The sequence below is a fragment of the Rhodobacteraceae bacterium LMO-JJ12 genome, assembly GCA_021555075.1.
In the GTDB taxonomy this organism is placed as follows: Bacteria; Pseudomonadota; Alphaproteobacteria; order Rhodobacterales; family Rhodobacteraceae; genus JAKGBX01.
In genome coordinates this window covers 91,308-117,705 of sequence record JAKGBX010000003.1, presented here as the reverse complement: position 1 = coordinate 117,705, position 26,398 = coordinate 91,308, and the positions used below count along the sequence as shown (strand labels likewise).

The window sequence follows — 26,398 nt, the reverse complement described above, 5'->3', positions numbered from 1 at the left end:
GGCGCAAACCACGGCATAGAAAAGGCGTTATGTCACCGCACCGCCCCATCCGCCTCGCCACCCGCGCCCTGATCGTCGATCAGGGCAAACTCCTTCTGGTCAATGCCTTCCCCGGCCCACAGGCGACGCTTTGGTGCGCGCCCGGCGGCGGCGTCGAACCCGGCCAATCGCTCCCCGAGAACCTGGCCCGCGAAGTGCATGAAGAAACCGGCCTGACGATCCGCGTCGGCCCGCCCGCCCTGATCAACGAGTTTCACAGCCCCGCCGACGGGTTTCATCAGGTCGAAATCTTCTTTCGCTGCACCGTCACAGCAGGCACCCTGACCGACGATTGGTGCGACCCCGAAAACATCGTCACCCGCCGCCGCTGGTTCACCCGCGACCAGATGGCAGAGATCCGCTTCAAACCCGACAGCCTGCCAGATGCCGCCTTCACCCGTGGCATGGGCTATGATCCGCTCGAATTAATCACCAAGCCCTGAGCGCCGCCCTTGGCTGAGTGACACAGCAACACCCCCCAAGACCAGCATTGAGGCAAGGATCAGCCGCAGGCTCACGTCTTCGCCCAAGAATACGACGCCACCCACCACTGCGATCACCGGCACGCTCAATTGTATCACTGCCGCGCGCGACGCACCCAGCGTCGGCAGCACCCCATACCAAAGCGCATAGCCTAAGCCCGATGTCACCGCCCCCGACACAATCGCCAAGAACACCCCCATCACATCCGCCCCGTCAGGCAAAATCAGCCACACAAAAACGCCCACAGGCGCCGCAAAAAGGAAATTTCCCGCCGTCGTGCCCAACGGGTCTGCTGCGCGCCGACCGATCAGCGAATAAATCCCCCACCCCAGCGCCGCCACCAGCATCAAAGCCGACCCGCCAAGGTTCACCGTTACTTCGCCCACCGGCCACATGAGATAACACAAACCGGCAAAGCTGACCCCCGCACCGACCCAGCGCCTCGGCGGGATCACCTCGCGCGCAATCACTGCGCCTGCAAACATCGTCACCTGCACACCACCAAACAGGATCAGCGCCCCAACCCCGGCCGCAATACTGACATAAGCAAATGAAAACCCCAGCATATAGAGCGCCAGCGTCACCGGCCCGCCCCATCCCGGCCAGCGCCAGACACGGCCTTCACCTCGCCGCACCACCAAAAGCGTCAAGACAAGCGCACCAGCGATCAGCCGAATGGCTGCAAAACTCGCAGGACCAGTCTCGCCCCCTTCCAGTGCCCAGCGATTGAGCACCGAATTGGCCGCAAATGCCACCATGGTCAGCGTGGCCAGCAAAAACATTCGCATGATTTAATATGGGTCTTTCGCGCTGCGGTCATTCGACAAGCTCGCTTGCGTGCGCGCCACCAACGCTTCAATCGCATCGGCCAAATGCACGGCATCAATTGCCTCGTCACCCCGCGCCTCGCGCAGTTTATGCGCCGCCATCAATACATCGGCGTGGCTGCACCCCGCAGGTGGCTCAAACCGGTAGCAGGCCAATTCAATAAGCAACCCTAATGGATCCTTGAAATAGATCGAATCCATAAAACCGCGATCCTTCACGCCCGAATGGCCGATCCCGCGCGCCTCCAACCGTTCAATCGCCTGCAAGAACACGGCCCGGCTCACATTGAACGCCAGATGATGCACACAGCCCGGCTCGGTCGGCGTGCGTCGCTTGTCCGCCTTGCGTGTCTCATCGGTAAAGACGGTGATCAACCGCCCGTCGCCGGGATCGAAATACAAATGCCCTTCGCCCGGATTGTCCAGATTTGGCTGTTCAAAAACAAACGGCATCCCCAAAACACCTTCCCAGAAATCAATCGACGTCTGTCGGTCTGCCCCGGTCAGCGTAATGTGATGCACGCCCTGAACTTGAAGTTTCTGCATATCGCACCTCCTTTGCCGCCCCAAGATAAGCCCCGGCGCACGCCCTGTCCTCCCCCACCGGCGCGCGTATCCTGCGCATCAAAGCGCAGAAAATGCCTTCGGATAGATCAACGCCCCCTCCGGCGCATCCTCGCCCGGCCCCGCCAACAGCGTATGTTCGACCGGATAAGGCGAGGTCAGCCGCGCCGCCCTTGCCTGCGAAAACCCGGCGCGCTCATAAAACGCCACCTCGCCCAACACGACCACGCGCTGCCCGGCAATGCGCGCCCATTCGCTCACCATGCCACACATCCTGCGCCCGATTCCGCGCCCGTGATGATCGGGATGCACCGCCACCGGCGCCAGACAAAGCCACCCCTTGGGCTTTTGAAACGCCGACAGCGCAACGTAGCCGACGATCTCGCCATCCTGCGCAACAACGCTTTCCCCGGCGATGTCCCCGGCCTTGCGAAGGGCGCGCACCAACCGCGCCTCGCTATCGTCGGGAAACGCGGCACACAGCACAGCCTCGACTGCCGCCTCCTCGCCGCGTTGCATCTCGCGCATGAAATCCATTGTGTTTTTCCTTTTGGGCCGTGTCTCTCAACGCGACACTGCGCCATTTCAAACCGGCAAGCCATGCGAAGTAAAGTAAGAGCGCCACCCCGACACATCTCACATAAAGAAAAGGGGGTGTCCGCATACCGTGTTGGCTCGAAATTCGGGCTTTCCTGATTTGGCTATTACTTTAGCTCTGCCAACACCACCGTATTGCCGTCCGGATCGCTCAATTGCGCGAACAACGCAAAATCACCGACAACAATCTGACCCACTTTCAGACCAGCTCTCACCAGCCGCTCGTGCTCGGCGGCAAGGTCGCTCACTATCAATGTCATCGAACCGTGACCTGCCTCATCAGGGTTGGAAACGAGCTGAAAGCCAGCATCCTGTCCGTGATGCCATTCCTTGAGGCCGTCCATGGGGTCGACGTCGTTGCGTCGACCAAATAGCTCCTGATACCAATCAGAACTCGACCGGATGTCAGTGCAATTCAATTGAGCGTAGATCTTGAGTAGCGTCATGCAGTGAGCTTCCCACAATGAGGCTACCAAAGCAACTTTGGGCTCGGAAGTAGACATTGCTCGGATCGAAGGCTTACGATGCGCGGACAAGCTCCGCCGGTTGCACCCCCGTTATTCGCACTTCCAACCACCGTATGTAACCGTCGAGGTTCTTCGTGGCCGGCCCGCAGAAGGGCTTGATAAACCTTTTGTAGCAGGCGTGGAGCGAATTCACGTTCTGAATGTGATAGCAGCCCGAGGCCACGCGCGTTCCAGGCTTGCTGCCGACTACGACATGCTCGAGTCCGTGCGCTGCGGCGAGGTCCTCGTAGCCATTGCCGCGGTCCGAGCAGAGCACTGCGTCGCTCGGCATCAAAGGCGCCATCGCGAGTTGTATGGTCGCGGCTCGACGATCCGGCAGCCTCTGAAATAGATGAGATCCGCCACGATCAACTACGGTGAGAATGGGGAGCTGCCACCTCGAGAGACCCCGCATCATCTTCAGTCCCTTCGTTGTGAAATCCTCCCACCGCGGGCGCGGCGGGGGCGGAGTTTTCTTGGGATCGGCGATGTGGCGGACCCATTCGCGCGATCCCTTCCGAGACTCCCGCTGGTAGGTCTCGTCGGCCTCGATAATGCCGGCGAAGCTCATGGGCGAGCTGCTGCGAATGATGGAGAACACCAACATCCGCCAGCGCCAGACCGTATATTTATTGATCCCCAGTCGACGTGCGAGCTTGCGCACGGACAGCGGCACGGAGCTACCAAGCATGTCCTGAAGAACGACCATGAAGAGATCCGGGCGGTGAATGCGGCCGATAACTGATCCCGTCCGCCCTGAATAGGTTTTCAAACATCCCTTGCAGCGATAGCGCTGGACCTTGGTCCGCGTTCGACCCCATCTCTGGCGATCGACACCGCCGCAGAACGGGCATGTCTCGTCATTCGTCGTGCGCGCTTCGATCTCTGAGATCGCTGCCGTCTGTCGTCGCAGAGCCATAAGCTTGGCCTGCGCGCCCTCAATCTGAACTGGGCTCAGATCGCTCAGTCTTGCCAAGAACCGGGAGAAGTCTCGATGTTGCATGTGCCGCGTCCCCTGCGTCAGAGAAGAGGATATTGGCTCTTTCCTGGAATCCAGAAACACGCCAACACGGTTTGCGGACACCCCCAAAGAAAAAGGGCGCCCCAATCCGGAGCGCCCTTCTATTGTCTGACGGTGATCCCTCTCGGCAGGTTTTCTTTCAGAAAATCGCCGGTCGGGAAGCCAGAATTCGCAAGAGCGAATTCGACTTACATCATGCCGCCCATGCCGCCCATGCCGCCCATGTCGGGCATGCCGCCGCCTGCGCCTGCGCCTTCTTTGGCGGGCTTGTCGGCAACCATGGCTTCGGTGGTGATCAACAGACCAGCAATCGAAGCGGCATCTTCCAGAGCGGTACGAACCACTTTGGCAGGGTCAATCACGCCGAATTTGAACATGTCGCCATATTCTTCGGTCTGCGCGTTGAAGCCGAAGGTCACATCGTCGCTCTCACGGACTTTGCCCGCAACAACAGCACCATCAACACCGGCGTTTTCGGCGATCTGACGCAGCGGCGCTTCAAGTGCCTTGCGAACAATGGAGATACCATTGGTCTGGTCGGAATTTGCACCTTCCATACCATTCAGAGCTTTGCCAGCCTGAACCAGCGCAACACCACCACCGACGACAACACCTTCTTGAACAGCAGCGCGAGTCGCGTTCAGAGCATCGTCAACACGATCCTTGCGCTCTTTCACTTCAACTTCGGTCATGCCGCCAACCTTGATAACAGCAACACCACCGGCCAGTTTGGCCACGCGCTCTTGCAGTTTCTCACGGTCGTAATCGGAGGTGGTTTCTTCGATCTGGGTGCGGATCTGGGCAACACGTGCTTCGATCTCGGCCTTCTCGCCAGCGCCATCAACGATTGTGGTTTCGTCTTTGGTGATCTGGATTTTCTTGGCAGTGCCAAGCATGTCCATGGTCACGTTTTCAAGCTTCATGCCCAAGTCTTCGGAGATCACCTGACCACCGGTCAAAATGGCGATATCTTGCAGCATGGCTTTACGACGATCGCCAAAGCCCGGTGCTTTAACAGCCGCGATTTTCAGACCGCCACGCAGTTTGTTAACCACGAGAGTGGCAAGCGCTTCGCCTTCCACGTCTTCAGCAATGATCAGCAGCGGCTTTTGCGACTGGATCACCGACTCAAGCAGCGGAACCATGGCTTGCAGCGACGAGAGTTTCTTCTCGTGCAGCAGCACCATGCAGTCTTCCAGCTCGGCAATCATCTTGTCCGGGTTGGTGACGAAATACGGGCTCAGGTAGCCGCGATCAAATTGCATGCCCTCGACAACAGTGGTTTCTGTTTCCAGACCCTTGTTCTCTTCGACGGTGATCACGCCTTCGTTGCCAACTTTTTGCATCGCGTCTGCGATTTGCTGACCGATTTCGGCTTCGCCGTTGGCCGAGATGGTGCCAACCTGCGCAACTTCGGCGCTGTCGGTCACATCGCGTGCGGCGGCTTTGATACCTTCCACAACTTTCGAAGTGGCCAGATCGATTCCACGCTTGAGATCCATCGGGTTCATGCCTGCAGCAACGGCTTTGAGGCCTTCACGCACGATGGCCTGGGCCAGAACGGTTGCTGTGGTGGTGCCGTCGCCGGCTTCGTCATTGGTACGGCTGGCGACTTCTTTCACCATTTGTGCGCCCATGTTCTCGAACTTGTCTTCAAGCTCGATCTCTTTGGCGACAGTAACACCGTCTTTTGTGATGCGCGGGGCACCGAAGGATTTGTCGATCACCACGTTGCGGCCTTTGGGGCCCAGCGTGACTTTAACCGCGTCGGCGAGAATGTTCACGCCTTTCAGCATACGGTTGCGGGCATCGGTGTCGAATTTGACGTCCTTAGCAGCCATTTTTCTTGCTCCTAACTTGAAATTTCAGATGCGTAAGATGGGCGATTTGCCCACCGTCACAGCAGCTCAGGCAATAATGCCCATGATGTCGGATTCTTTCATGATCAGCAGCTCTTCGCCGTCGATCGTGATCTCCGTGCCCGACCATCTGCCGAACAGAATCCGGTCGCCAGCTTTGACGTCCATTTTTACCCGGTCGCCGTCATCGTCGCGTGCGCCTGCGCCCACAGCAATAACTTCGCCTTCCGCGGGTTTTTCCTTGGCGCTGTCGGGAATGATCAGCCCACCCTTGGTTTTTTCGTCGCCTTCCACGCGGCGGATAAGCACGCGGTCATGAAGCGGTGTAAATGCCATTTTTATGGCTCCTCTGAGACTATCGTTTCTCCCAAGACCTGCCCGCCTGAAAGCACGGGCACGGCCATTAGCACTCAGCAGTCACGAGTGCTAACGGCGTGTAGTTAAGGACCACACCAGAGCGAGTCAAGCGTCGTGCAGCAAGTTTTTCGTCCTTGCCGGACAATCCTCGCTCCTGCACTTCGCGGCCACGGCACGAACGGCCCTGGATTTGCCTGACATAGCCCGCTCAGGCACGACAAAACCCGGGCAAACGTCACCTTCCGTCCTCTTCCGCGACACGAAAGCGCACCCGCCACGCGCCATGCCAACAAATCCGTTGGCCCGCCCCGTGAAACTCACTACCTATACGTCAACACCGTTCATTCGAAAGACCTGCCCTTGCGCTTCCTTACGCTTCTTCTTCTCCTGCTGGCCGCTCCGCTGCACGCGTTTGAGTGCGGCGGCACCAACCTGCTAACCACGTTAGAGCCGACCAAACTCCGCGCGCTTGAACAAAAGGCCGAAAACACCCCGTTTCACACCGGCATCTTCTGGCGCGCCACCAAGGGCGAAACCGAGCTTACCATCTTTGGCACCTACCATTTCCGACACGCCCAAACCGACCAGCAGATCGCCGCGCTGCTGCCCTTTGCCCGCGCCGCCGATACCGTCTGGTTCGAAATGAACCATGATGATCTCAACCGCTTTGAGAAACTCGGCACGAGCGATCCCTCGCTCATGTTCATCACCGATGGCCCGACGATCCCCGAAATAATGGACGAGGCCGATTGGCAACGCCTGCTTACCCGCGCGGCTGCGCTTGGCATTCCCTCCTTCATGGCGGCCAAGTTTAAACCGATCTTCCTCGCCATGATGCTCGGCTCCAGCCCCTGTCAGATGCGCGCCCAGGCATTGGGCGACAAAGGCATCGACGCAAAACTCGCCCGCCTGCTCGATGCCGAAGGGCTCGATACCCGCTCGATCGAAGACGCCACCACCCTGATGACATTGCTCGACAGCTTCAGCCCAGCAGAGCAGGTGGCAATGATCAAACTCTCGCTTGATCTGCCGCAAGACCCGGATGATCTCCAAGCCACGTTGCTCGCCCTCTACCAAGAGGGCAAGGTCGCGCTCCTTTGGGAATATGGCCGCATGCTTTCGCTCGAACATGGCGGGCCATCGGCCGAAAGCGATTTCGACCGTTTTGAGCAAGCCCTGCTCACCGGTCGCAACCGCAACTGGGTCGAAACGGTCACCACCGAAATGACCGGCACACATGCCTTCATCGCCGTCGGCGCCGGGCATCTGCCTGGACATAACGGCCTCTTGAATCTTCTGGCCGAGCATGGCTTTACAATCCAGCGGCTTACGCTCAATTGACCCCAAAAGGTCAAGGCGCATGGCAATCCGTTGTCGCGTCCCTCGACCCCTCCACAGTTTTCCCGATATTCCCGATGGCCTGCCCGCCATCGCGGCGTCTCCCCAAAAGGTAATCTCATGCAAATTCAGGCCAACGGCATCACCCTCGAAGTTCAAGACCACGGCAATCCAGACGATCCCGCGCTGATCCTGATCCGCGGCCTCGGTACGCAATTGGTGCACTGGCCCGGCACCCTGATTCAGGGGCTCGTCAAATCCGGGCTGCGCGTCATCACCTTTGATAACCGTGATGTCGGCCTCAGCCAGCGTTGCCCGGCACCCGATGTGCCCGACGACCCCGATGCGATCAAAACCCGCATCGAGTCCGGCCAAGACATCGCCCCCGCCTATACGCTCGAAGATATGGCGAATGACGTGATCGGCCTGCTGGACGCGCTTGAGATCGTGCGCGCCCATATCTTTGGCATTTCCATGGGCGGCGCCATCGCCCAGATCCTCGCCATCCACCATGGCGACCGCCTGCTTACCGACACCATCGTGATGACCGCCTGCCGCCCGCTCATCGCGCGCGCCAACCGCGCCGCCTTCCTGCCCAGCCTTCTCGCCTACCCCGCAACTCTGGAGCAGGCGCAAGACAACCTCGTCGGGGAATATGCCGCTTTTGGCTCGCCCGCCTACCCCATGCCCGAGAAAGATATCCGTGGCCTTGCCCGTCTCGTCTGGTCGCGCGGCTCGGATGTGGCGGGCGTCAACCGACAGCTTCTGGCCACCATGGCGTCGCCTGACCGACGCCCCGATCTCGGGGCCGTCACCACCCCCTGCCTCGTGATCCACGGCGTCGATGACGCATTGATCCCCGAGGAACACGGCGCCGAAATCGCCGCCCATATCCCCGGTTCCGAATATCACGCGATCAAGGGCATGGGGCACATCATCACGCCGCTTCTCGCGCCCGAGATCATCTCGCTGGTCAGCGATTTCATCCGCCGCCAGAGTTAACCCATCTGCGTTAACCCATCTGCCCTTCGCTGCGCGCGCCATCTTCGGCGCGTGCCTGCGTCGGCACGGGGAAAACCATGTCATACGCCCAGTTATAGACAAACGCATAAACGAAATAGAATACCGCGAAGGACACATCCATCACGAAGGCTGCAAACCACGTAATCTGAAGATACCAGGCGATGAACGGCATCAGAACAAGCAACAGCCCGATCTCAAACAACGCCGCATGAAATACCCGCAACACCAGCGTCTTTCGCACACTCCCGCGCCAGCGCAGCATCGCGCGATCAAACAAGACGTTGAACGCATAATTCCACAAAGTTGCCAGCGTCGCGCTGCCAATGGCCACCACCCCTAGATGCTCAATCGGTGTCTCAAACACCCACGCGCCCAGGGGCATGATGATGATCAACCCGATGATCTCAAACGAAATGGCGTGGCGAATTCGGTCTTTTCTGGTGCGCATGACGGCCCCCTGTAAATCGTCGGGTCGTCCCGCATGCATGGCCCGTATCGGGGGAGGTCGTCCTCACTTGCCCTGAGAAATAGCACCTTCATGGCAAGTTTCAACCACCCGCTTCAAAGACGCGTCAAACCGCCTCTCGCCCTGCCGGGCTCAGGGCGTAAACACCCTTCTCCACCTTCTCGAACCAGCCATAGTGATTGTCGCGCATCATCGTCGTGGCCCGCGCCACCCCCGTCGCCTTGGCCACCGCCGCGCCCCGGCTTGCGCCATGCTCGGCCAGATACACGGCACAGCGCAGCGCGCCCTGTCGATACGCCGTCACAATCGTTTCACGCTTCATCCCGCCCAGGTTCGGATCGCCCTCGCGGCCCGCGAACTCCTTGAGCAACGCCGCCTTGCGCCGCTTTGATTTGCGCGGCTGAAACGGCAGCGGATCGCAATGCGCCTTCACTTCCCCGGTTTTCATCTGCACCGAAAGAACGCCAACCCCAAGCCGCTTGCACAGGCCCACGTTGCCCTTGAAAGCACGCCAACCCGACTTGCCCTTCCAACGCGGCACGGCGACATAGACGGTATCGCTCACCGCTTGGCGCGCCACCGCCTGCTGCAACAGGGTTAGCGAAAAGCCGGTTTTCAACTCGACAATCAACGGCTCTTCGTCACCGCGCAGCGCTACAACATCCGCTGCGCCGACCTCGCCCTTGACGACATAGCCCAGCGTTTCAAGCCAGGCTTTCACCGGCGGATAGAGATCAGTTTCGCTCATACGGCTCATGGCCGCACTCTACCCGGATTTGGCGCTGCGAAAACCCTTGTCGGGCGCATCCCCGACCGCAGCGTTAACCATTTTCGCGCCAAGTCAGCCTGAGTCAGACGGCAGCCGCCCGGCAGACACAAAACAGCCGCGAGTCACCCCCCGATTTTGCACCCCACAGAGGCCTTCATCTGTCTTACCGTTGAGTTAAGGACACAGATGCTGCGCTGCGGCAATTTTGTAGTTTCCGCCGCGTGACAAGCCGTTTCTACGCGCCTATAAGGCGCGCAAACGCCATTTTTTCGAAGGATTAAACCTCTCATGACCTGCCTTGTCTTCGGCCACAAATCACCCGATACCGACAGCACCGGCTCACCCATCATCTGGGCCTGGTATCTCAACGAAATCAAAGGTATAGAAGCCAAACCCGTCCTCCTCGGAGAACCCAATACCGAGGCCGCCTTCATGCTCACCCGCTGGGCGCTGGACAAGCCCGAAATCATTTCCGAGCTGGCCGACGGTCAGGACTGCGTTGTCGTTGATACCAACAATCCCGCCGAGCTCCCGGCCAATATCAACGCCGCAAACGTGATCGAAATCATCGACCACCACAAGCTGGTGGGCGGCTTGGAGACCGCTGGCCCGATCGACATCACCATTCGCCCCCTGGCGTGCACCGCGACCATCATGATTGATAAAATCGGAAGTGATTTCAACAAGATGCCCGACGCCATCAAAGGCGCTGCGCTGACCTGCATCCTCTCGGATACGCTTGAATTCCGCTCGCCCACCACCACCGACCACGACCGCGAAGTGGCCGAAATGCTGGCCGCCGACCTGGAAATCTCGATCCCTGAATTCGCCGCCGAGATGTTCGCCGCCAAATCCGATGTGTCGGCCTTTTCCGATGCCGAACTGCTGCGCATGGACTCCAAGGAATACGCCGTCGGCGCCACCAAATTCCGCGTTTCGGTTCTGGAAACAACCGCCCCCGCAATCATCCTCGATCGCAAGGCCAGCATCATGGACACCATGAGCACCGTCGCCGCCGAAGATGGTGTTGATCAGGTGCTCTTGTTCGTGGTCGATATCCTCAACGAGGAAGCCACCCTTCTGGTGCCAAACGATCTCGTCAAAACCCTTGCAAAAAAGAGCTTTGACGCCGATGCAACGGGCGATACCGTCGTTCTTCCGGGCATCATGTCGCGCAAGAAACAGATCATTCCGAACCTCACCGTCTAAGCGTTCGAACGCTCTCGAAAACCCCAAAGGGCGCCCCGCATTCGGGCGCCCTTTTTTCAATCTTGATACGCCGGGTAAAGCCACGTCACCCCTTTACCCCACCTGCCAAAACAGCACTCTGCCCCGATGGCCATTTCGCTCGACTCCTCTGCCAAGATCGCCCTTGCGCCCCTGCTTCTGGCGCAGGCTTTGCATGTGCGACGCAAAGCCCTGATCCTGCCCGAACCGCCCGGCCCCCGCTCTGGCGAAACCGGCAACGGCCGCCCCCTGCGCCTTCTGATCCTTGGCGACAGTTCCGCCGCCGGCGTCGGCGCCACCCACCAATCCCGCGCCATCTCAGGGCAACTCGTCCGCGCCCTCGCGCCGCGCTTTTCGCTCCACTGGCAACTCGAGGCACGCACCGGCGCCACCTCGGCAAGCACTCGAAAACACCTTGAAAATATGAAAGTTCAGTCTTTCGATGCAGCCATCGTCGTCCTCGGCGTCAACGATGTTACCGGCATGGCACCACTCTCGCGATGGCTCACCGACCGGCGTGCGATCCACACCCATCTGCGCGAAAAACTCGGCGTCACCCGCATCATCGCCTCGGGCGTTCCTCCGATGCGCCACTTCCCTCTCTTGCCGCAACCCCTACGCTGGACTTTGGGCCGCACCGCCGCCCGTTTTGATGCTGCGCTGGCCAAACTCTGCACCTGCGAACCCAACACCCGCCACCTGCCCCTAAACCTGCCCTACGAGCCGCATTTCGTCGCAGAGGACGGCTTTCATCCGTCCGAGGCCGCTTATGCCCAATGGGCCGATTTACTCGCCGCCGAATTCTAAGGCCTGCCGCAGCGCGACGAAAACCCGCCCGCACGTTCACTCTGGCAATTCTTAACACCCCCTGCCATATCCTAAAGATCACCTGCAGGAGCGCGAAAATGACCCGCATCATCGAAAACCTCGCCGAAGTCGCCACCAAATACGACGCACTTTTTATCGATCTCTGGGGCTGTGTGCACGACGGAGTGCGTGCGCTCCCTGAAGCGGTCACGGCATTGCAGACCTACCGCGCCAATGGCGGCAAGGTGGTGTTGGTCACCAACTCGCCCAAACCCCGCGCCGGGGTGGCGACACAGCTCGACAGCTTCGGCGTCGCCCGCGACAGTTGGGACACGATTGCCTCCTCGGGCGATAGCGCGCGCGCCGCTATGTTTCGTGGAGTGGTCGGGCAAAAGGTGCATTTCATGGGCGAATGGGAACGCGACGAGGGGTTCTTTGAACCGATCCATGTCGTTGAAAACCCCGTCAGCATTGAAATCGTGCCCCTGGATCAAGCCGAGGGCATCGTTTGCTGTGGCCCCGATGACCCCCAAGCCGACCCGGAGATGAACCGCCCCGCCTTCCTTTATGCCAAGCAAAAGGGGCTGAAACTGCTCTGCGCCAATCCCGATATCGTGGTCGATCGGGGCGACGTGCGCGAATGGTGCGCCGGCGCTCTGGCCCGGCTTTATACCGAAATGGGCGGTGAAAGCCTCTATTTCGGCAAGCCCCACCCGCCGATCTACGATCTCGCCCGCCGCCGCCTGTCCGAACTTGGCCTGCTGCCCGCAGATTCGCGCATCCTGGCCATAGGCGACGGCCTGCATACCGACATCCAGGGCGCACAGGGCGAAGATATCGATTCCCTCTACATCACCGGCGGCCTTGCGCGCGGCATTACCAAAACCGCACAGCAACCTGACGAAACGGCGCTAAACACCTATCTTCAAAAGGAAATGATCAATCCCACCTATGCCATCGGACAGTTGCGCTGAGATAAATTAGGGCTTGATTTTCTGCACTTGCGAAGTAATAAAGTTGCGAATGACGGCCATTTTACGCCCGATAGTTACCTGATGACTGCCCGAGGAGGGCGAAATGTTGGACAATCTGCCGCGCGGAACCATCACAATTGAAGAGATCGAGATGGGCATGGTGCGCCACCTGCGCAAAGTGATCACCGACGAAGATATCGAGATGTTCGCGAAGGTGTCCACCGACCACAACCCGGTCCATCTTGATGATGATTATGCCCGCGACACCATCTTCGAGGGTCGCATCGCCCATGGCATGTTGACCGCCGGCTTGATTTCCGCGGTGATCGGCGAACAACTTCCCGGCCACGGCACGATCTACATGGGACAGTCGCTCAAATTCCTCGCCCCCGTGCGCCCCGGCGATACCGTGGTGGCCGAGGTCGAGGTAATCGGCATCGAACACGCCAAGCGCCGTGTTCAGCTTGACTGCCGCTGCATGGTGGATGGCAAGAAGGTGCTGGTGGGCGAAGCCACCGTTCTGGCGCCTTCGGGCAAGTTCGACTAGCGCGCGCGCTGCGCAAAAAGTGCAGCTCTCATGTGCCACGTCACGGCTTGCACCCGCGTGCATCGGGCGTTAACCCTGCGAAATGCAAATCATCCGCGACTATCATTTCGTGAACGATGAAGACCGTGGCGCCGCTGCGGCCATCGGTAATTTCGACGGTGTGCATCTCGGCCACCAGTCGGTCATCGACATCGCGCGTCGCGAAGGCGCGCGCATCGGCGCCCCCCTCGGAATCATGACGTTCGAGCCGCACCCGCGTCAGTATTTCGCCCCCACCGCCCCGCCATTTCGCCTGATGAGCGCAAAGGCGCGCGCGCACCGGCTGGAAAAACTCGGCGTCGAGCGTCTCTACGAGTTGAACTTCAACGCTGCGCTATCCGGCCTCACACCCCGTGAATTTGCTCGCAATGTCATTGTCGATGGGCTTGGTCTGCGCCATGTCGTCATCGGGTCCGATTTCTGCTTTGGCAAGGGCCGCGCCGGGTCCGCCGCCGATCTGCAAGACTTTGGTGCCGAAATGGGCTTCGGCGTCTCCATCGCCGAATTGCTGAGCGGCGCTCAGGGCCAGGTCTCCTCTACCGCCATCCGCAACGCCCTCACCGAGGGGCGCCCGCGTGACGCTGCCGCAATGCTGGGTCATTGGCACCGCATCGAATCCTCCGTGATTGGCGGCGATCAGCGCGGACGCGTGCTCGGCTTTCCCACCGCCAACATGAGCATCGACGGGTTGCACCCGCCGAAATTCGGCGTCTACGCCGTGTTGGCCGACGTGTTGGAAGGCCCCCACAAGGGCAGCTATCACGGCGCCGCCTCGATGGGCGTGCGACCGATGTTTGGCGAAAACAAGCCCAACCTCGAAACGTACCTGTTTGATTTCTCCGGCGATCTTTACGGCACGGCAATGTCCGTGGGATTGGTCGCCTACCTGCGCCCGGAAGAGAAATTCGATAGCCTGGATGACCTGATCGTCCAGATGGACGCCGACTGCGCTCGCGCGCGCGAAATCCTCTCGGCACTATGAGCGATCCGATCGACAGATCCGGCCTCGCGCCGCGTTTCTGGGAGACCAAGCCGCTCGACCGGATGACGCGCAAGGAATGGGAGGCGCTCTGCGACGGTTGCGGCAAATGCTGCCTCAACAAGCTTGAGGAGGAAGACAGCGGCGAAGTCGCCCTCACCCGCGTCGCCTGTCGTCTGTTCAACGATGAAACCTGTCGTTGCGCACAGTACGAGATCCGCCACAAGTTCGTCCCCGAATGTATCACGCTCGATCCGACGACCATTGCCAAACACGCCTATTGGCTGCCCCAGACCTGCGCCTATCGCCGCCTCTGGGCCAACGAACCCCTACCCGATTGGCACCCGCTGATCACCGGCAGCGCCCAATCGGTGCACGACGCAGGCGTATCCATGCAGAACCGCACCGTTTCGGAATTCGACATCGACGAAGACGACTGGGAAGACCACATCATCGAGGAACCGATTTGAACGTCGCCAACCAGATGGCCCGACCCGCACGCCCCTTCTGACAGAAAGGCCCCTACCATGTATCTTGCGTCCGACAACGCCGGCCCCGCCCACCCCCGGGTGATCGAAGCATTGAGCAAAGCCAACGAGGGCTATGCCATGGGATATGGCGCCGACCCGATCATGGAGCGCGTGCGCACCCAACTGCGCCAGCTTTTCGAGGCCCCCCAGGCCGAGGTCTTTCTCGTCGCCACTGGCACCGCCGCCAACTCGCTTGCGTTGGCCACGCTGACGCAACCGTGGGAGACGATCTTCTGCACCCCCACCGCGCATATCCACGAAGATGAATGCAACGCCCCCGAATTCTACACCGGCGGCGCCAAGCTCACCCTCGTCGGGCGCGACGACAAGATGACCGCCGAAACCCTGCGCGCCACGATATCCGCCGAAGAAACCCGTGGCTTACACGGCCCCCAGCGTGGCCCGGTATCCATCACCCAGGTTACCGAACGCGGCCAAATCTACACCCTGGATGAGCTTTCTGCCCTCACCACCGCCGCCCATGAATTCGGCCTCAAATGCCATCTCGATGGTGCGCGCTTTGCCAATGCCCTCGTCGAACTTGGCTGCACGCCTGCCGAAATGACCTGGAAACTCGGCATTGACGCACTCTCGTTCGGGGGCACCAAGAATGGCTGCCTCGGGGTCGAAGCGGTGATATTCTTCGATCCTGCCCACGCTTGGGAGTTTGAGTTGCGCCGCAAACGCGGCGGACATCTCTTCTCGAAAAACCGCTTCCTCGCGACCCAGGTCGAGGCTTATCTCTCAGAGGATCTCTGGCTCGACAACGCACGCCGCGCCAACGCGTCCTGCATCCGCCTTGCCGAGGGCCTTCGCGACCTGCCCGGCGTCACGTTTGATTTTGAACCCCAGGCCAATATCATTTTCCTGCACATGCCACGCGCCATGCATCAAAGGCTGCACGCCGGTGGCGCCGTCTATTACGTGCTGGCCGGGGACATGGAAAACGGCGCCCCAGACGCGCCCCTGCCCGCCCGCCTGGTCACGGATTGGTCGATCAGCGAGCATGATATCGACCACTTCATCAAACTCGCCAAAGGCTGAACCTTTCGCTCCCAACCCCTTCATCTTGCCTGAAATATTCCGGGGAGCGCGAGGGGCTGGCCCCTCGTTCCCGTCCTCACCCACTTCAACCCGCGCCGGAAAACCTATTCCGGCACCTCGTCTAGGAACGCCTTGACCTGCGTCGCCACTACCTTGGGGTGGCTGATCGGTGCCATATGCCCAGCCCCCTCAATCGCAACACTGCGCGCGTTCTTCATCCGCCGTGCAATGGCCGCATGGATCGGCTCAACCAAGGATGATGTCTCTGACCCCCGGATCAATAGTGCAGGCACCGCGACCTTCTCGATCATGTGATTTTTCAAAAGACCCGGTTCGTCCTTGAAGACCGTTGCATCATTGGCCTCGATCAGATGAATCCGCTCGGTCAGAAAGGCGCGCTGTTCGACGGGCAAACTGTCCCAGGGCTGCCCGTCTCCCCATTCGCTCATAAACGCCTTTGCCGCCCCCGCATGGTCGTCCCGGCGCACAGCGTCCTGATAGTCCCCCATCAAAGGCGGTTGTCCTTCCAGCAATTCGGGATGGTCGGCCAGTGCCGCCGCCACGAACACGCTTTCAATCATTACCAGGCTGCGCACCAACTCAGGATGTTCAACCGCCAGCCTAAGCGCCACCGTCGCACCAAAGGAATGACCTATAATGTCCATTGGCCCGTCTTCGCCAATCACATCCACAGCCATCTGCATCGACTGTTCCTGAATGTCGCGTTCGCCAGACCAGTCATCACTTCGTCCATGTCCCGGCAAATCGAACGCGCGCATTTGCAAGCGCTCTTCCAACAGCCGCGCCACACCATTCCACGCCCCGGAATGTGCCAGCGAGCAATGGATCAGCAATGCCTTGCGCGCCCCGTTGCCAAACGTGGTCCAATAAGTCGGGTGTCCACCCCGCAAATCCTTGGGCATATCAGGCAGTATCTCCGCCAAGATGCGCATCCAGATCGCCAAGTCGGTCCTGCCCCCAGAACTTCTCGCCATCTTCGCAAACATAGAACGGCGAGCCAAAAACCCCCGCCTCCACAGCCGCATCGGTATTGCGCGCATAGGTTTCGGCCCCAGACAGCATCCCGCTCATGGTCAGACCGGGATCAAACCCCGCCGCGCGCAGGCATTCCTGCACCACCGCTTCATCGGCAATATCCTTTTCCTCGACGAAACAGGCCCTCAGCACCGATTGCACCAATGCGCCCACATCACCACCCCCGGCATCCTGCGCGGCGATGATCGCATAAGACGACGGCGCCGGATTGGTCGGCCAGAAAGCAGGCTTGGGGTTCAGCGGCAGGCCCGTGTTCTTAGCCTGACGGCGCAACTCTTGCGCACGATACTCCATGCGCGAAGGGTGTCGATCACCCGGCGCCGTGCCCCCGGTGCGCGCAAAAAGCGCCATTATGTCCATAGGTTTATAACGAAGCTCTGCGCCGTGGCGCGCCGCGATTTCCTCGGCCCGCTGCCCCGCAAGATAGGCAAAAGGGCTCAGCGTCGAGAAATAATAGTCAATACGTTGCAAAAAGTGCCTCCTTGGGCGCATTCCTTGGCCCGATGTCTTTGCCAGAAACTAGAGAGATGTTAAGCGGTGTCAACGTCACGATTCTGTCATACCAGCGCATGATGGAACATCTCCGGGGGTCCCGCTAAATCATGTCGCAAACCAATGAACCAAAGCTGATTTCTGGCAACGCCAACATGCCTCTCGCCAAGGCCATCGCGCGCCGCATGTCGATTCACCGCGGAATCAACACACAGCTTGTCGACGCCCGTGTCGAACGTTTCAATGATGGCGAGATTTTCGTCGAAGTCTTTGAAAATGTCCGTGGCGAAGACATGTTCATTATTCAGCCGATATCGAACCCGGCTAATGACAACCTGATGGAACTTCTGATCATGGCCGATGCGCTGCGCCGCTCTTCGGCCCGCCGCACCACCGCCGTGATCCCCTATTTCGGCTATGCCCGCCAGGATCGCCGCACCAAAGCACGCACGCCAATTTCTGCCAAACTGGTGGCCAACATGATCGTTGGCTCCGGCATTGAACGGGTGCTGACAATGGATCTACACGCCGCCCAGATTCAAGGCTTCTTCGACATTCCGGTCGATAACCTCTACGCTTCGCCCCTCTTTGCGCTCGACATCAAGAACCAGTTCAAGGAACAAATGAGCGACGTGATGATCATCTCGCCGGATGTCGGCGGCGTGGCACGCGCCCGCGAGTTGGCCAAGCGGATCAACGCGCCGCTTGCCATCGTCGACAAACGCCGCGAAAAACCCGGCGAGATTGCCGAAATGACCATCATCGGCGACGTGAAAGACAAATGCTGTATCATTGTCGATGACATCTGCGATACCGCCGGCACGCTCTGCAAGGCCGCCGAAGTGATCATGGAAAACGGCGCCAAAGAGGTGCACTCCTATATCACCCATGGCGTTTTGTCGGGGCCTGCGGTCGACCGGATCACCAAATCGGTGATGAAATCACTGGTGATCACCGATTCAATCAAACCAACCGATACGGCACAAGCAGCGCCCAACATCCGAATTGTGCCCACCGCCCCGATGTTTGCCCAAGCCATCCTCAACATCTGGAACGGCACGTCCGTATCGTCGCTGTTTGATACCGAAATGCTCGAACCGATTTATGAGGGCATGTTCTGACGCGAACTGGCGGGTTTCATCGAACGCCATTGCCCATCGACCATGGCTACTGCAACGCCGACTTGATCTGTCGTTTCGCAAAAACACCGGTGAGAGATCATTTCAACCCGTAAACGCCGCGACTGGGCCGATCGGTTAAACGAAGGGCTCAAAGGTCCGCGAGGCAGACTCAATAAAGCTCCCAGTCATCCTCGCCCTTTGTCTCGCCAATCGCCATCCAGCCGATACGCACGCGCGCGACCTTGGTGTCACCCCAAGTCCGAAATACCAGGTCAAACCCTTCCGTGCCGATATTCTCGGCCTCGATATCGGCGCGCACGTTGGTGGCGCTGTCTACATCCCACAACGTCATCGAACAATGCACCACGGGCAAGTCGCTAAACGGCTCCTTGAAGGCAACCCATTTGCGGCATTCCCGATGGCCGGTGCCGGTCCACATTTCGCCACCGTCTTCGAAATCCTCGAAAAGCACGTCATTGCCTTGGGCAATCGCGATGGTCTGAGCTGAAAATTTCTTCATGCGTGTATATATATCCGTGCCGGTGTCCGGCCCCCAGAATTCCCGCAATCACCCGAAATTGCAAAAGAAAAAGGCCCGCACAGCATAAACTGCCCGGGCCTTCTTATACCATCATACAGAAGATCACCCTCAGGCGATCACCTCACGCAGCGCCTCAAGGTCGGCCAGCTGCTTGTCAGCCGCGTCGCGCGCCGCGCCAGTGGCTTCCGAAGCCGCCGTCTGCGCCGCTTCGATCATCGGTTCCAGATCGGCCCGTTTGGCATCTGCCACAGGCGTCGCCTTCTCTGCCAGGACCGACGTGCCCTCGGCGTTCACTTCCGCGAAACCGCCGGTGACCAGATAATCCTTCGCGCCTTCCGGCCCGTTGACCTTCAAAATTCCGGGCCGCAACGTGGTGATCACCGGCGCGTGGCCGGGCATCGCCGTCAAGTCGCCATCGGCGCCGGGAATCTGCACTTCGGCCACCTGCATCGAGGCAAGAAGCCGCTCTGGGCTCACCAGATCGAACTGCATCGTATCAGCCATGTTTCTCTCCTTTGTGAGAGCCTAAGCACCCGCCCTCAAGCATGAGAGCGGGCAAGAGGCCGAGATCAAGCGGCTGCGGCAGCCAGTTTTTCGGCCTTGGCAAGCACTTCGTCAATACCGCCAACCATATAGAACGCGCCTTCAGGCAGGTGGTCATACTCACCGGCAACAACCGCCTTGAACGAAGCGATAGTGTCTTCCAGCGAAACCTGCACACCCGGCGAACCGGTGAACACTTCGGCCACGTCGAACGGCTGGCTCAGGAAACGCTGGATTTTCCGGGCACGTGCCACGGCCAGTTTGTCTTCTTCGCTCAATTCGTCCATGCCGAGGATCGCAATGATATCCTGAAGCGATTTGTAACGCTGAAGGATTTCCTGAACGTCCGACGCCACTTTGTAGTGCTCTTCACCCACAACAGCAGGGTCAAGCAGGCGCGAGGTCGAAGCCAGCGGATCAACCGCCGGATAGATGCCCAATTCCGAGATGGCACGGTCAAGAACCGTGGTCGCATCAAGGTGCGCAAACGACGTTGCCGGCGCGGGGTCGGTAAGGTCATCCGCAGGCACATAAACGGCTTGCACCGAAGTAATCGAGCCCGATTTTGTCGAAGTGATCCGCTCCTGCATGGCGCCCATATCGGTAGCCAGCGTCGGCTGATAGCCCACAGCCGAAGGAATACGACCCAGCAGGGCCGAAACTTCCGAACCGGCTTGGGTAAAGCGGAAGATGTTGTCGACGAAGAACAGAACGTCCGCACCGGTTTCGTCGCGGAACTGTTCGGCCAGCGTCAGGCCGGACAAAGCAACCCGCATACGCGCACCCGGAGGCTCGTTCATCTGACCATAAACCAGTGCAATTTTCGATTTCTCCAGATCGTCGGGAACGATAACGCCGGATTCAATCATCTCGTGGTAAAGGTCATTGCCTTCACGGGTCCGCTCGCCGACACCGGCGAACACCGACACACCCGAGTGCACCTTGGCGATGTTGTTGATCAGTTCCATGATGAGAACCGTCTTGCCCACACCGGCACCGCCGAAGAGGCCAATTTTACCGCCCTTGGCATAAGGTGCCAGAAGGTCGATCACCTTGATCCCAGTGGTGAGAACAACCGACTCGGTTGCCTGATCTTCAAAGGCCGGCGCTTCCTGGTGGATGGAACGGCGGGTCTTGGATTTGACCGGTCCCTTTTCATCCACAGGTTCGCCGATCACGTTCATGATCCGCCCCAATGTCGCCGTGCCAACGGGAACCGAAATCGGTTCGCCCATGTCGGTCACTTCCGCGCCACGAACCAGACCTTCGGTCGCGTCCATTGCAACGGTCCGCACGGTGTTTTCCCCGAGGTGCTGCGCAACCTCAAGCACCAGACGGTTGCCATTGTTGTCGGTTTCAAGAGCGTTAAGAATCGCAGGAAGTTCATCTTCGAAGTGAACGTCCACAACGGCCCCAATCACCTGTGTGACCTTGCCTTTTGCATTTGCCATGTTTCGTCTCCGGTTGTCTCTTAGAGCGCCTCAGCGCCCGAAATAATCTCAATCAGCTCGTTGGTGATCACGGCCTGACGCGAGCGGTTGTACTGGATGGTCAACTTGTCGATCATCTCACCCGCGTTGCGCGTTGCGTTGTCCATTGCAGACATCCGCGCACCCTGCTCGCTTGCCCCGTTTTCCAGCAGACCGCTGAAAATCGCCGTGGCGACACCTCCAGGAAGCAACTCGGCCAGAATTTCGTCCTGATCGGGTTCGTAATCATAAACCGTGCCTGCCCCCGCGTCTTCCGGGATCGGCGTCGGAATGATCTGCTGTGCCGTCGGCACTTGGCTGATCACCGATTCAAAGCGCGAGAAGAATATCGTCGCTACATCGAATTCGCCGACGTCAAAGCGCGCTAGAAGATCGTTCGCGATATCCTTGGCGTTGGCATAGCCAAGCCGCTTCACTTCGCTCAGATCGACATGACCAACAGACAGATGCGAATAGTCCCGCTTCAGCTGTTCACGCCCTTTTTTGCCAACCGTGAGAGTTTTCACGGTCTTGCCCTTGGCCTGCAACTCTTCGATCTTGGCTTTCGCCAGTTTCACGATCGACGAGTTGAAGCCACCGCACAAGCCACGTTCAGCCGTCATCACCACCAGAAGGTGGGTCTGATCTTGCCCCGTGCCCTTCAGCAGAAGCGGCGCGTCGTCCGACCCGGCCGCGCTTGAGGCCACAGCCGTCAAGACGGCTGCGAAACGCTCGGTATAGGGGCGGCTTTCCTCAGCCGCCTCCTGAGCGCGGCGTAGCTTTGCCGCGGCGACCATCTGCATGGCCTTGGTGATCTTGCGGGTCGATTTGACCGACTCGATCCTGGTCTTAAGGTCCTTGAGATTGGGCATTGCCTATCTCCCTTATGCGAAGTCAGCGGCGAATTCGTCCAGCGCGGCCTTGATCTTGTCTGCCAGCTCGTCTTTCACCTTGCGGTCGTTCTGGGAGATATCGTCCAGCAGATCTTTGTGCTTGCTGCGCAGATGCGCCAAAAGCCCGTCTTCAAAGCGGCTTACTTCCCGCACCGGCAGCTTGTCGAGATAACCGTTGGTGCCGGCATAGATGACACAGACGATCTCGGCATTGGTCAGCGGCGAATACTGCGGCTGCTTCATCAGTTCCGTCAGACGGGCACCACGCGCCAGCAACTGCTGGGTCGATGCGTCAAGGTCAGAACCAAACTGCGCGAAGGCAGCCATCTCACGATACTGAGCCAGCGACAGTTTAACCGGACCGGCAACAGACGACATCGCCTTGGTTTGTGCCGAAGAGCCAACCCGCGAAACAGACAGACCGGTGTTCACAGCAGGACGGATGCCCTGATAGAACAATTCGGTTTCAAGGAAGATCTGACCGTCGGTGATCGAAATCACGTTAGTCGGAATAAACGCCGAAACGTCGCCACCCTGGGTTTCAATGATCGGCAGAGCCGTCAGCGAGCCCGAGCCGTTGTCTTCGTTCAGCTTGGCCGAACGTTCCAGCAGGCGCGAGTGGAGATAGAAAACGTCACCCGGATAGGCTTCACGTCCCGGCGGACGACGCAGAAGAAGCGACATCTGGCGATACGAAACGGCCTGTTTAGAAAGGTCATCATAGATGATCAGCGCATGGCGACCATTGTCGCGGAAATGCTCGGCCATCGCGGTGGCGGCATAAGGCGCAAGGAACTGCATCGGCGCCGGGTCAGACGCGGTTGCCGCAACGACGATCGAATACTCAATCGCGCCGCTTTCTTCCAGCTTCTTCACCAACTGCGCAACGGTCGAACGTTTCTGACCAATCGCGACATAGACACAATAGAGCTTCTTGCTCTCATCGTCGCCCGCCGCGTCGTTGTAATTCTTCTGGTTCAGAATAGTATCAAGCGCCACAGCGGTTTTACCGGTCTGACGGTCACCAATGATCAACTCACGCTGGCCACGGCCAATCGGGATCATCGAGTCAACGGCCTTGAGGCCAGTCGCCATCGGCTCATGAACCGATTTACGCGGGATGATGCCCGGCGCCTTGACGTCGGCAATGCCGCGGTTCTTGGTTTTGATCGCGCCCTTGCCGTCAATCGGGTTACCCAACCCGTCAACAACACGACCCAGCAGCTCGTCACCGATCGGCACGTCCACGATGGACTTGGTGCGCTTGACGGTGTCGCCTTCCTTGATGTCCCGGTCAGAGCCGAAGATCACGACGCCGACGTTGTCGGCTTCGAGGTTCAGCGCCATGCCGCGGATACCGCCGGGGAACTCGACCATCTCACCAGCCTGACAGTTGTCGAGGCCATGCACACGGGCAATCCCGTCCCCGACGCTGAGCACGCGGCCCACTTCGGCGACTTCGGCGTCCTGACCGAAGTTCTTGATCTGGTCCTTCAGGATCGCAGAAATTTCTGCTGCTTGGATACCCATTTATCCGACCTCTTTCATTGCGTTCTGGAGAGAGTTGAGGCGCGAACGGATCGACGTGTCGATCATCTTCGAACCCACTTTGACAACAAGACCGCCGATGAGGCTTTCATCAACGGTCGCTTTAATTTTCACATCCTTGCCAATACTCGCTTTCAGCGATTTGGCAAGCTTGTCGCTCTGCGCCTTGGTCAGCGCCTTGGCACTCACGACCTCGGCAGTCACCTCGCCCTTGTCATCGGCAACAGCCGCGCGCAGCGCGGTGGTCAGTTGCGGCAGAACAAAGAGGCGGCGCTTGCTCGCCATAAGGCCCAGAGTATTGGCCATCATCGGCGACAGCGCCAATTTTTTGGCAATGGCCGCGATGGCCGTCGCCTGTTCGGCTCGCGAATAGACCGGCGAATGGATCAGAGCGTTGAAATCCGCGCTCTCGGCCATGGCGCCGTCAAGCGCGTCGATATCGGCCTCAAGGGCCTTCACGATCTTGTCTTCCTTGGCCAGGTCAAACACGGCGGTGGCATAGCGCGCAGCAATGCCGGAGGAGATCGAAGCTGGTTCGGACACGTCCACCCTTTCGATTTTTTTGGCCCGGGTGGTCGCAAACCCCTCTCGGCGCAGAAGCGTTAACCGCTTGTGCCGGAGGGGACGGCCCGGGGGCGTGAGGCAGCCTTGCATTCACAAAGCGACGAAAATCGAGGCGGGTGTAGCAGAGCCTCAGCGCCCAAGCAACCTGCTATGAAGAATCAGGCCCAAGATGTATATTGTTATATTTCAACAACTTAGCCCAAGTGCGACCGTTTGCGCCCGCCCTTTTTGCAAAAAAGCCCTCTCCCGACGCGCTTTTTGTCGAATCCTGCGCACCAACCCGGGGTCAACCGTTAACGCTATCACACTGACACACCCCCGGCTGGCCCCGCCAAAAGCCCCCATGACGGCGCATAATTCGGCTCACCTGGCCTCGGACCCGGCGTCACGCATCAACCAGTAGCAGCCTATTTCTTGCCCTTCGACGAATGTGCGTTGCGCGTGTTTCGGATTCGAGTTGTAATCCAACCTGAACTCGGAACGCTTTAGCAAAAGGCGCAATTGGCATGGCCGCAAATACATGACAGATATTCTCGTCTCAGAACAAACCGTGTGTGAAATCCCCGGCTTCGACCCGCTCGAAGACATGCTGGTGATTGCCCTGCCCGAAGACCGCGACGGTGGGTTGGATCACGCGCTGTCGTTTCGTCGCATCGCGGCGCGTCCCGGCGCACAGCCTACACTGGAAGTCGGACTGACGCATACCGCCAGCGGCGCGAAGTTTCGCGTGCAACTGCCCGGCGTGACGCAACTCTCGCCCGACGCCATCGCGGTCTTGTCCCTCTCCGATGCCGGATACATCACTCTGCCTCCTCGCCCCAAGAAAGGCGCCACACTCACCGACCAAAGGCGCTCCCCACCTGAGACATCCCTCGGCACCGCCAAGAAAGGCGCTGCGCGCAAACTCGCTTTCGTGCATGGTCACAACTGGCATTTTGACGGCCCCCCGTCCGAGCGTTTCTTCGACCTGTCAAACCCGGCTTCCGAACTATCTGTTACATTGCACGAAGAAACCGGCGGCCCGATCTATGCCATCCGCCTTACCGAAACCCGCAGGGACAACCCCGACAGCACCGACATTCACCGCTCGATCATTCTGGCCCAGACCGCGCCGGGTACGCCGCGGCTCAAGTCCTCGCTTCTCGGTCAATGGGCCGTCAACCGGCTGGGCAGCGTCCGGTTCCGTGCGATCGCCCGGATCTGGCTCGGCAACGAAGGTCATACGACCGACCCCGCCACCGGTCAGCGCACGCCCTTCGGACAAATCAACCGCAACCCACAGCTTGCCATTCACGGATCTATCGCAGGGTCGGTCGCCATCAAACGCTGACTCCGGCCAAGCAAGCCCACCCTCAAGCCAGACCGCCAAAACACCGACGATGCCATTGTCGGCGCAAGACCCGCACTTACGCCGGGGTCGGTTTGGGCTTGGGCGACAGGATCGAGATCGGCTTGCGCACCCGCACACCCAAACCTCCGGTAGGAGCAGGCACCCGTTTGCTGGCCTCCACCATCAAGACCCCACCCGTCGCGATCACCGGAATGGTGCGCCCCATGCGCTCCCAGAACCCCGCCGTCTTGCGCCAGAAGCGCCGCGCACTCGGGGGTTGAAACAAGGTCGTGCGCTGCTCTTCGGTCAGAAATCCGTGCTGTTTGAGCTGCGCATCAAGCTGGCCAAGCGAATAGGGTCGGCCATATCCAAACGGCGTGGCATCGTTCCGGCTCCAAAGCCCCGCCCGGTTGGGCACTATAAACAACACTTTGCCGCCCGGCCCCAACACCCGGCGGCACTCCTCCAGAACCGCACCCGGCATTTCGCTTGTTTCAAGCCCGTGCAGCACGACCAGCTTGTCGACGCGTCCCGTCTCGATCGGCCACATCGTCTCATCACTGAGAACGCTTACATTCGGCGCCCCTGCGGGCCAGGGCATCACCCCCTGCGGCCCCGGCATCAGCGCAATCACCCGCCGCGCATCGGCAAGATACGGCCTGAGCAACGGCACGGCAAAGCCAAAACCAACCACGGTCTGGCCATGCGCTTCGGGCCACATGGCCAACATCTCGTCGCGGATCACCTTCTGCGCCGCACGCCCCATTGTGCTGCGGTAATAAAAGTTACGAAGGTCCTGCACGTCCAAGTGCATTGCAGCCCGGCTCCCGATCAGTCACTCTGGG

The 26,398-nt window shown here is 59.5% G+C and carries 30 protein-coding genes; 12 read left to right on the top strand and 18 right to left on the bottom strand.

Annotated features, from left to right (window positions below; translation table 11 throughout):
- Nucleotides 1–29: 29 nt before the first annotated feature.
- On the top strand, nucleotides 30–482 hold the full coding sequence (locus tag LZG00_16840) for an NUDIX hydrolase (GenBank protein ID MCF3595661.1): 453 nt from the start codon (nucleotides 30–32) through the stop codon (nucleotides 480–482).
- Here the strand turns inward: LZG00_16840 and LZG00_16835 are convergent.
- The 7 genes from LZG00_16835 to LZG00_16805 all read right to left on the bottom strand — a co-directional run bounded on the left by LZG00_16835 (nucleotide 465) and on the right by LZG00_16805 (nucleotide 6,232).
- Complete coding sequence (locus LZG00_16835; protein MCF3595660.1) at nucleotides 465–1,310, bottom strand: DMT family transporter; 846 nt, start codon at nucleotides 1,308–1,310, stop codon at nucleotides 465–467. The two genes, LZG00_16840 and LZG00_16835, sit on opposite strands and share 18 nt — an antisense overlap.
- A gap of 3 nt (nucleotides 1,311–1,313) precedes the next feature.
- On the bottom strand, nucleotides 1,314–1,895 hold the full coding sequence (locus LZG00_16830) for a VOC family protein (GenBank protein ID MCF3595659.1): 582 nt from the start codon (nucleotides 1,893–1,895) through the stop codon (nucleotides 1,314–1,316).
- Nucleotides 1,896–1,973: 78 nt separating this feature from the next.
- Nucleotides 1,974–2,450 (bottom strand): N-acetyltransferase, encoded by a 477-nt coding sequence (locus tag LZG00_16825; protein ID MCF3595658.1) that lies wholly within the window; start codon nucleotides 2,448–2,450, stop codon nucleotides 1,974–1,976.
- A 167-nt stretch (nucleotides 2,451–2,617) separates the two neighbouring features.
- Nucleotides 2,618–2,956 (bottom strand): VOC family protein, encoded by a 339-nt coding sequence (locus LZG00_16820; protein MCF3595657.1) that lies wholly within the window; start codon nucleotides 2,954–2,956, stop codon nucleotides 2,618–2,620.
- Between the two features lie 73 nt (nucleotides 2,957–3,029).
- Nucleotides 3,030–4,019 (bottom strand): IS1595 family transposase, encoded by a 990-nt coding sequence (locus tag LZG00_16815; protein MCF3595656.1) that lies wholly within the window; start codon nucleotides 4,017–4,019, stop codon nucleotides 3,030–3,032.
- Nucleotides 4,020–4,225: 206 nt separating this feature from the next.
- The gene (gene groL, locus LZG00_16810) at nucleotides 4,226–5,878 is read right to left on the bottom strand and encodes a chaperonin GroEL (GenBank protein MCF3595655.1); all 1,653 of its coding nucleotides are present in this window, start codon (nucleotides 5,876–5,878) and stop codon (nucleotides 4,226–4,228) included.
- Nucleotides 5,879–5,944: 66 nt separating this feature from the next.
- Nucleotides 5,945–6,232: a co-chaperone GroES gene (locus LZG00_16805; GenBank protein MCF3595654.1), complete on the bottom strand. Its 288-nt coding sequence runs from the start codon at nucleotides 6,230–6,232 to the stop codon at nucleotides 5,945–5,947.
- A gap of 381 nt (nucleotides 6,233–6,613) precedes the next feature.
- Here LZG00_16805 and LZG00_16800 point away from each other — a divergent pair, with 381 nt between their 5' ends.
- Nucleotides 6,614–7,594, top strand: a complete 981-nt coding sequence (locus tag LZG00_16800; protein ID MCF3595653.1) for a TraB/GumN family protein — start codon at nucleotides 6,614–6,616, stop codon at nucleotides 7,592–7,594.
- 117 nt (nucleotides 7,595–7,711) lie between these two features.
- Entirely contained in the window at nucleotides 7,712–8,593 is an 882-nt protein-coding gene (locus tag LZG00_16795; GenBank protein MCF3595652.1) for an alpha/beta fold hydrolase, read from the top strand.
- A 10-nt stretch (nucleotides 8,594–8,603) separates the two neighbouring features.
- Here the strand turns inward: LZG00_16795 and LZG00_16790 are convergent, their stop codons facing one another.
- Together LZG00_16790 and LZG00_16785 are read right to left on the bottom strand one after the other, a co-directional pair.
- Entirely contained in the window at nucleotides 8,604–9,062 is a 459-nt protein-coding gene (locus LZG00_16790; protein ID MCF3595651.1) for a PACE efflux transporter, read from the bottom strand.
- A 124-nt stretch (nucleotides 9,063–9,186) separates the two neighbouring features.
- The gene (locus tag LZG00_16785) at nucleotides 9,187–9,837 is read right to left on the bottom strand and encodes a DUF2161 family putative PD-(D/E)XK-type phosphodiesterase (protein MCF3595650.1); all 651 of its coding nucleotides are present in this window, start codon (nucleotides 9,835–9,837) and stop codon (nucleotides 9,187–9,189) included.
- A gap of 300 nt (nucleotides 9,838–10,137) precedes the next feature.
- Between LZG00_16785 and LZG00_16780 the strand changes: the two genes are divergently transcribed.
- From LZG00_16780 to LZG00_16750, 7 genes are all read left to right on the top strand, one after another.
- Nucleotides 10,138–11,058, top strand: coding sequence for a manganese-dependent inorganic pyrophosphatase (locus LZG00_16780; GenBank protein MCF3595649.1), 921 nt, complete (start codon nucleotides 10,138–10,140; stop codon nucleotides 11,056–11,058).
- A gap of 126 nt (nucleotides 11,059–11,184) precedes the next feature.
- On the top strand, nucleotides 11,185–11,883 hold the full coding sequence (locus LZG00_16775; protein MCF3595648.1) for an SGNH/GDSL hydrolase family protein: 699 nt from the start codon (nucleotides 11,185–11,187) through the stop codon (nucleotides 11,881–11,883).
- Between the two features lie 98 nt (nucleotides 11,884–11,981).
- Nucleotides 11,982–12,857: a TIGR01459 family HAD-type hydrolase gene (locus LZG00_16770; protein MCF3595647.1), complete on the top strand. Its 876-nt coding sequence runs from the start codon at nucleotides 11,982–11,984 to the stop codon at nucleotides 12,855–12,857.
- Between the two features lie 103 nt (nucleotides 12,858–12,960).
- Complete coding sequence (locus LZG00_16765; protein ID MCF3595646.1) at nucleotides 12,961–13,404, top strand: MaoC family dehydratase; 444 nt, start codon at nucleotides 12,961–12,963, stop codon at nucleotides 13,402–13,404.
- Nucleotides 13,405–13,486: 82 nt separating this feature from the next.
- Complete coding sequence (locus tag LZG00_16760) at nucleotides 13,487–14,425, top strand: bifunctional riboflavin kinase/FAD synthetase (GenBank protein ID MCF3595645.1); 939 nt, start codon at nucleotides 13,487–13,489, stop codon at nucleotides 14,423–14,425.
- Nucleotides 14,422–14,892 carry a YcgN family cysteine cluster protein gene (locus LZG00_16755; GenBank protein MCF3595644.1) on the top strand — a complete coding sequence of 157 codons (471 nt, stop codon included), beginning with the start codon at nucleotides 14,422–14,424 and terminating at the stop codon, nucleotides 14,890–14,892. Before LZG00_16760 ends, LZG00_16755 begins: the two co-directional genes overlap by 4 nt.
- 57 nt (nucleotides 14,893–14,949) lie before the next feature.
- The gene (locus tag LZG00_16750) at nucleotides 14,950–15,996 is read left to right on the top strand and encodes a low specificity L-threonine aldolase (GenBank protein ID MCF3595643.1); all 1,047 of its coding nucleotides are present in this window, start codon (nucleotides 14,950–14,952) and stop codon (nucleotides 15,994–15,996) included.
- 104 nt (nucleotides 15,997–16,100) lie between these two features.
- On the opposite strand, the gene LZG00_16745 is transcribed toward LZG00_16750, so the two are convergent.
- Together LZG00_16745 and LZG00_16740 are read right to left on the bottom strand one after the other, a co-directional pair.
- Nucleotides 16,101–16,949 (bottom strand): alpha/beta hydrolase, encoded by an 849-nt coding sequence (locus LZG00_16745; GenBank protein ID MCF3595642.1) that lies wholly within the window; start codon nucleotides 16,947–16,949, stop codon nucleotides 16,101–16,103.
- Nucleotides 16,921–17,523, bottom strand: a complete 603-nt coding sequence (locus tag LZG00_16740; protein ID MCF3595641.1) for a 2-hydroxychromene-2-carboxylate isomerase — start codon at nucleotides 17,521–17,523, stop codon at nucleotides 16,921–16,923. Before LZG00_16740 ends, LZG00_16745 begins: the two co-directional genes overlap by 29 nt.
- Before the next feature lie 131 nt (nucleotides 17,524–17,654).
- Between LZG00_16740 and LZG00_16735 the strand changes: the two genes are divergently transcribed.
- Nucleotides 17,655–18,665, top strand: a complete 1,011-nt coding sequence (locus LZG00_16735) for a ribose-phosphate pyrophosphokinase (GenBank protein MCF3595640.1) — start codon at nucleotides 17,655–17,657, stop codon at nucleotides 18,663–18,665.
- A gap of 169 nt (nucleotides 18,666–18,834) precedes the next feature.
- Here the strand turns inward: LZG00_16735 and LZG00_16730 are convergent, their stop codons facing one another.
- From LZG00_16730 to LZG00_16705, 6 genes are all read right to left on the bottom strand, one after another.
- Nucleotides 18,835–19,185: an H-type lectin domain-containing protein gene (locus LZG00_16730; GenBank protein ID MCF3595639.1), complete on the bottom strand. Its 351-nt coding sequence runs from the start codon at nucleotides 19,183–19,185 to the stop codon at nucleotides 18,835–18,837.
- A gap of 129 nt (nucleotides 19,186–19,314) precedes the next feature.
- Nucleotides 19,315–19,710: a F0F1 ATP synthase subunit epsilon gene (locus LZG00_16725; GenBank protein ID MCF3595638.1), complete on the bottom strand. Its 396-nt coding sequence runs from the start codon at nucleotides 19,708–19,710 to the stop codon at nucleotides 19,315–19,317.
- Between the two features lie 65 nt (nucleotides 19,711–19,775).
- Nucleotides 19,776–21,200 carry a F0F1 ATP synthase subunit beta gene (gene atpD, locus LZG00_16720; GenBank protein ID MCF3595637.1) on the bottom strand — a complete coding sequence of 475 codons (1,425 nt, stop codon included), beginning with the start codon at nucleotides 21,198–21,200 and terminating at the stop codon, nucleotides 19,776–19,778.
- A gap of 20 nt (nucleotides 21,201–21,220) precedes the next feature.
- Entirely contained in the window at nucleotides 21,221–22,090 is an 870-nt protein-coding gene (locus LZG00_16715; protein ID MCF3595636.1) for a F0F1 ATP synthase subunit gamma, read from the bottom strand.
- A gap of 12 nt (nucleotides 22,091–22,102) precedes the next feature.
- Complete coding sequence (gene atpA / locus LZG00_16710; GenBank protein ID MCF3595635.1) at nucleotides 22,103–23,641, bottom strand: F0F1 ATP synthase subunit alpha; 1,539 nt, start codon at nucleotides 23,639–23,641, stop codon at nucleotides 22,103–22,105.
- Entirely contained in the window at nucleotides 23,642–24,202 is a 561-nt protein-coding gene (locus LZG00_16705; protein MCF3595634.1) for a F0F1 ATP synthase subunit delta, read from the bottom strand.
- 541 nt (nucleotides 24,203–24,743) lie between these two features.
- Between LZG00_16705 and LZG00_16700 the strand changes: the two genes are divergently transcribed.
- Nucleotides 24,744–25,553, top strand: a complete 810-nt coding sequence (locus LZG00_16700) for a hypothetical protein (protein ID MCF3595633.1) — start codon at nucleotides 24,744–24,746, stop codon at nucleotides 25,551–25,553.
- A 76-nt stretch (nucleotides 25,554–25,629) separates the two neighbouring features.
- Here LZG00_16700 and LZG00_16695 read toward each other — a convergent pair whose 3' ends face one another.
- On the bottom strand, nucleotides 25,630–26,367 hold the full coding sequence (locus tag LZG00_16695; protein MCF3595632.1) for a class I SAM-dependent methyltransferase: 738 nt from the start codon (nucleotides 26,365–26,367) through the stop codon (nucleotides 25,630–25,632).
- Nucleotides 26,368–26,398 lie beyond the last annotated feature (31 nt).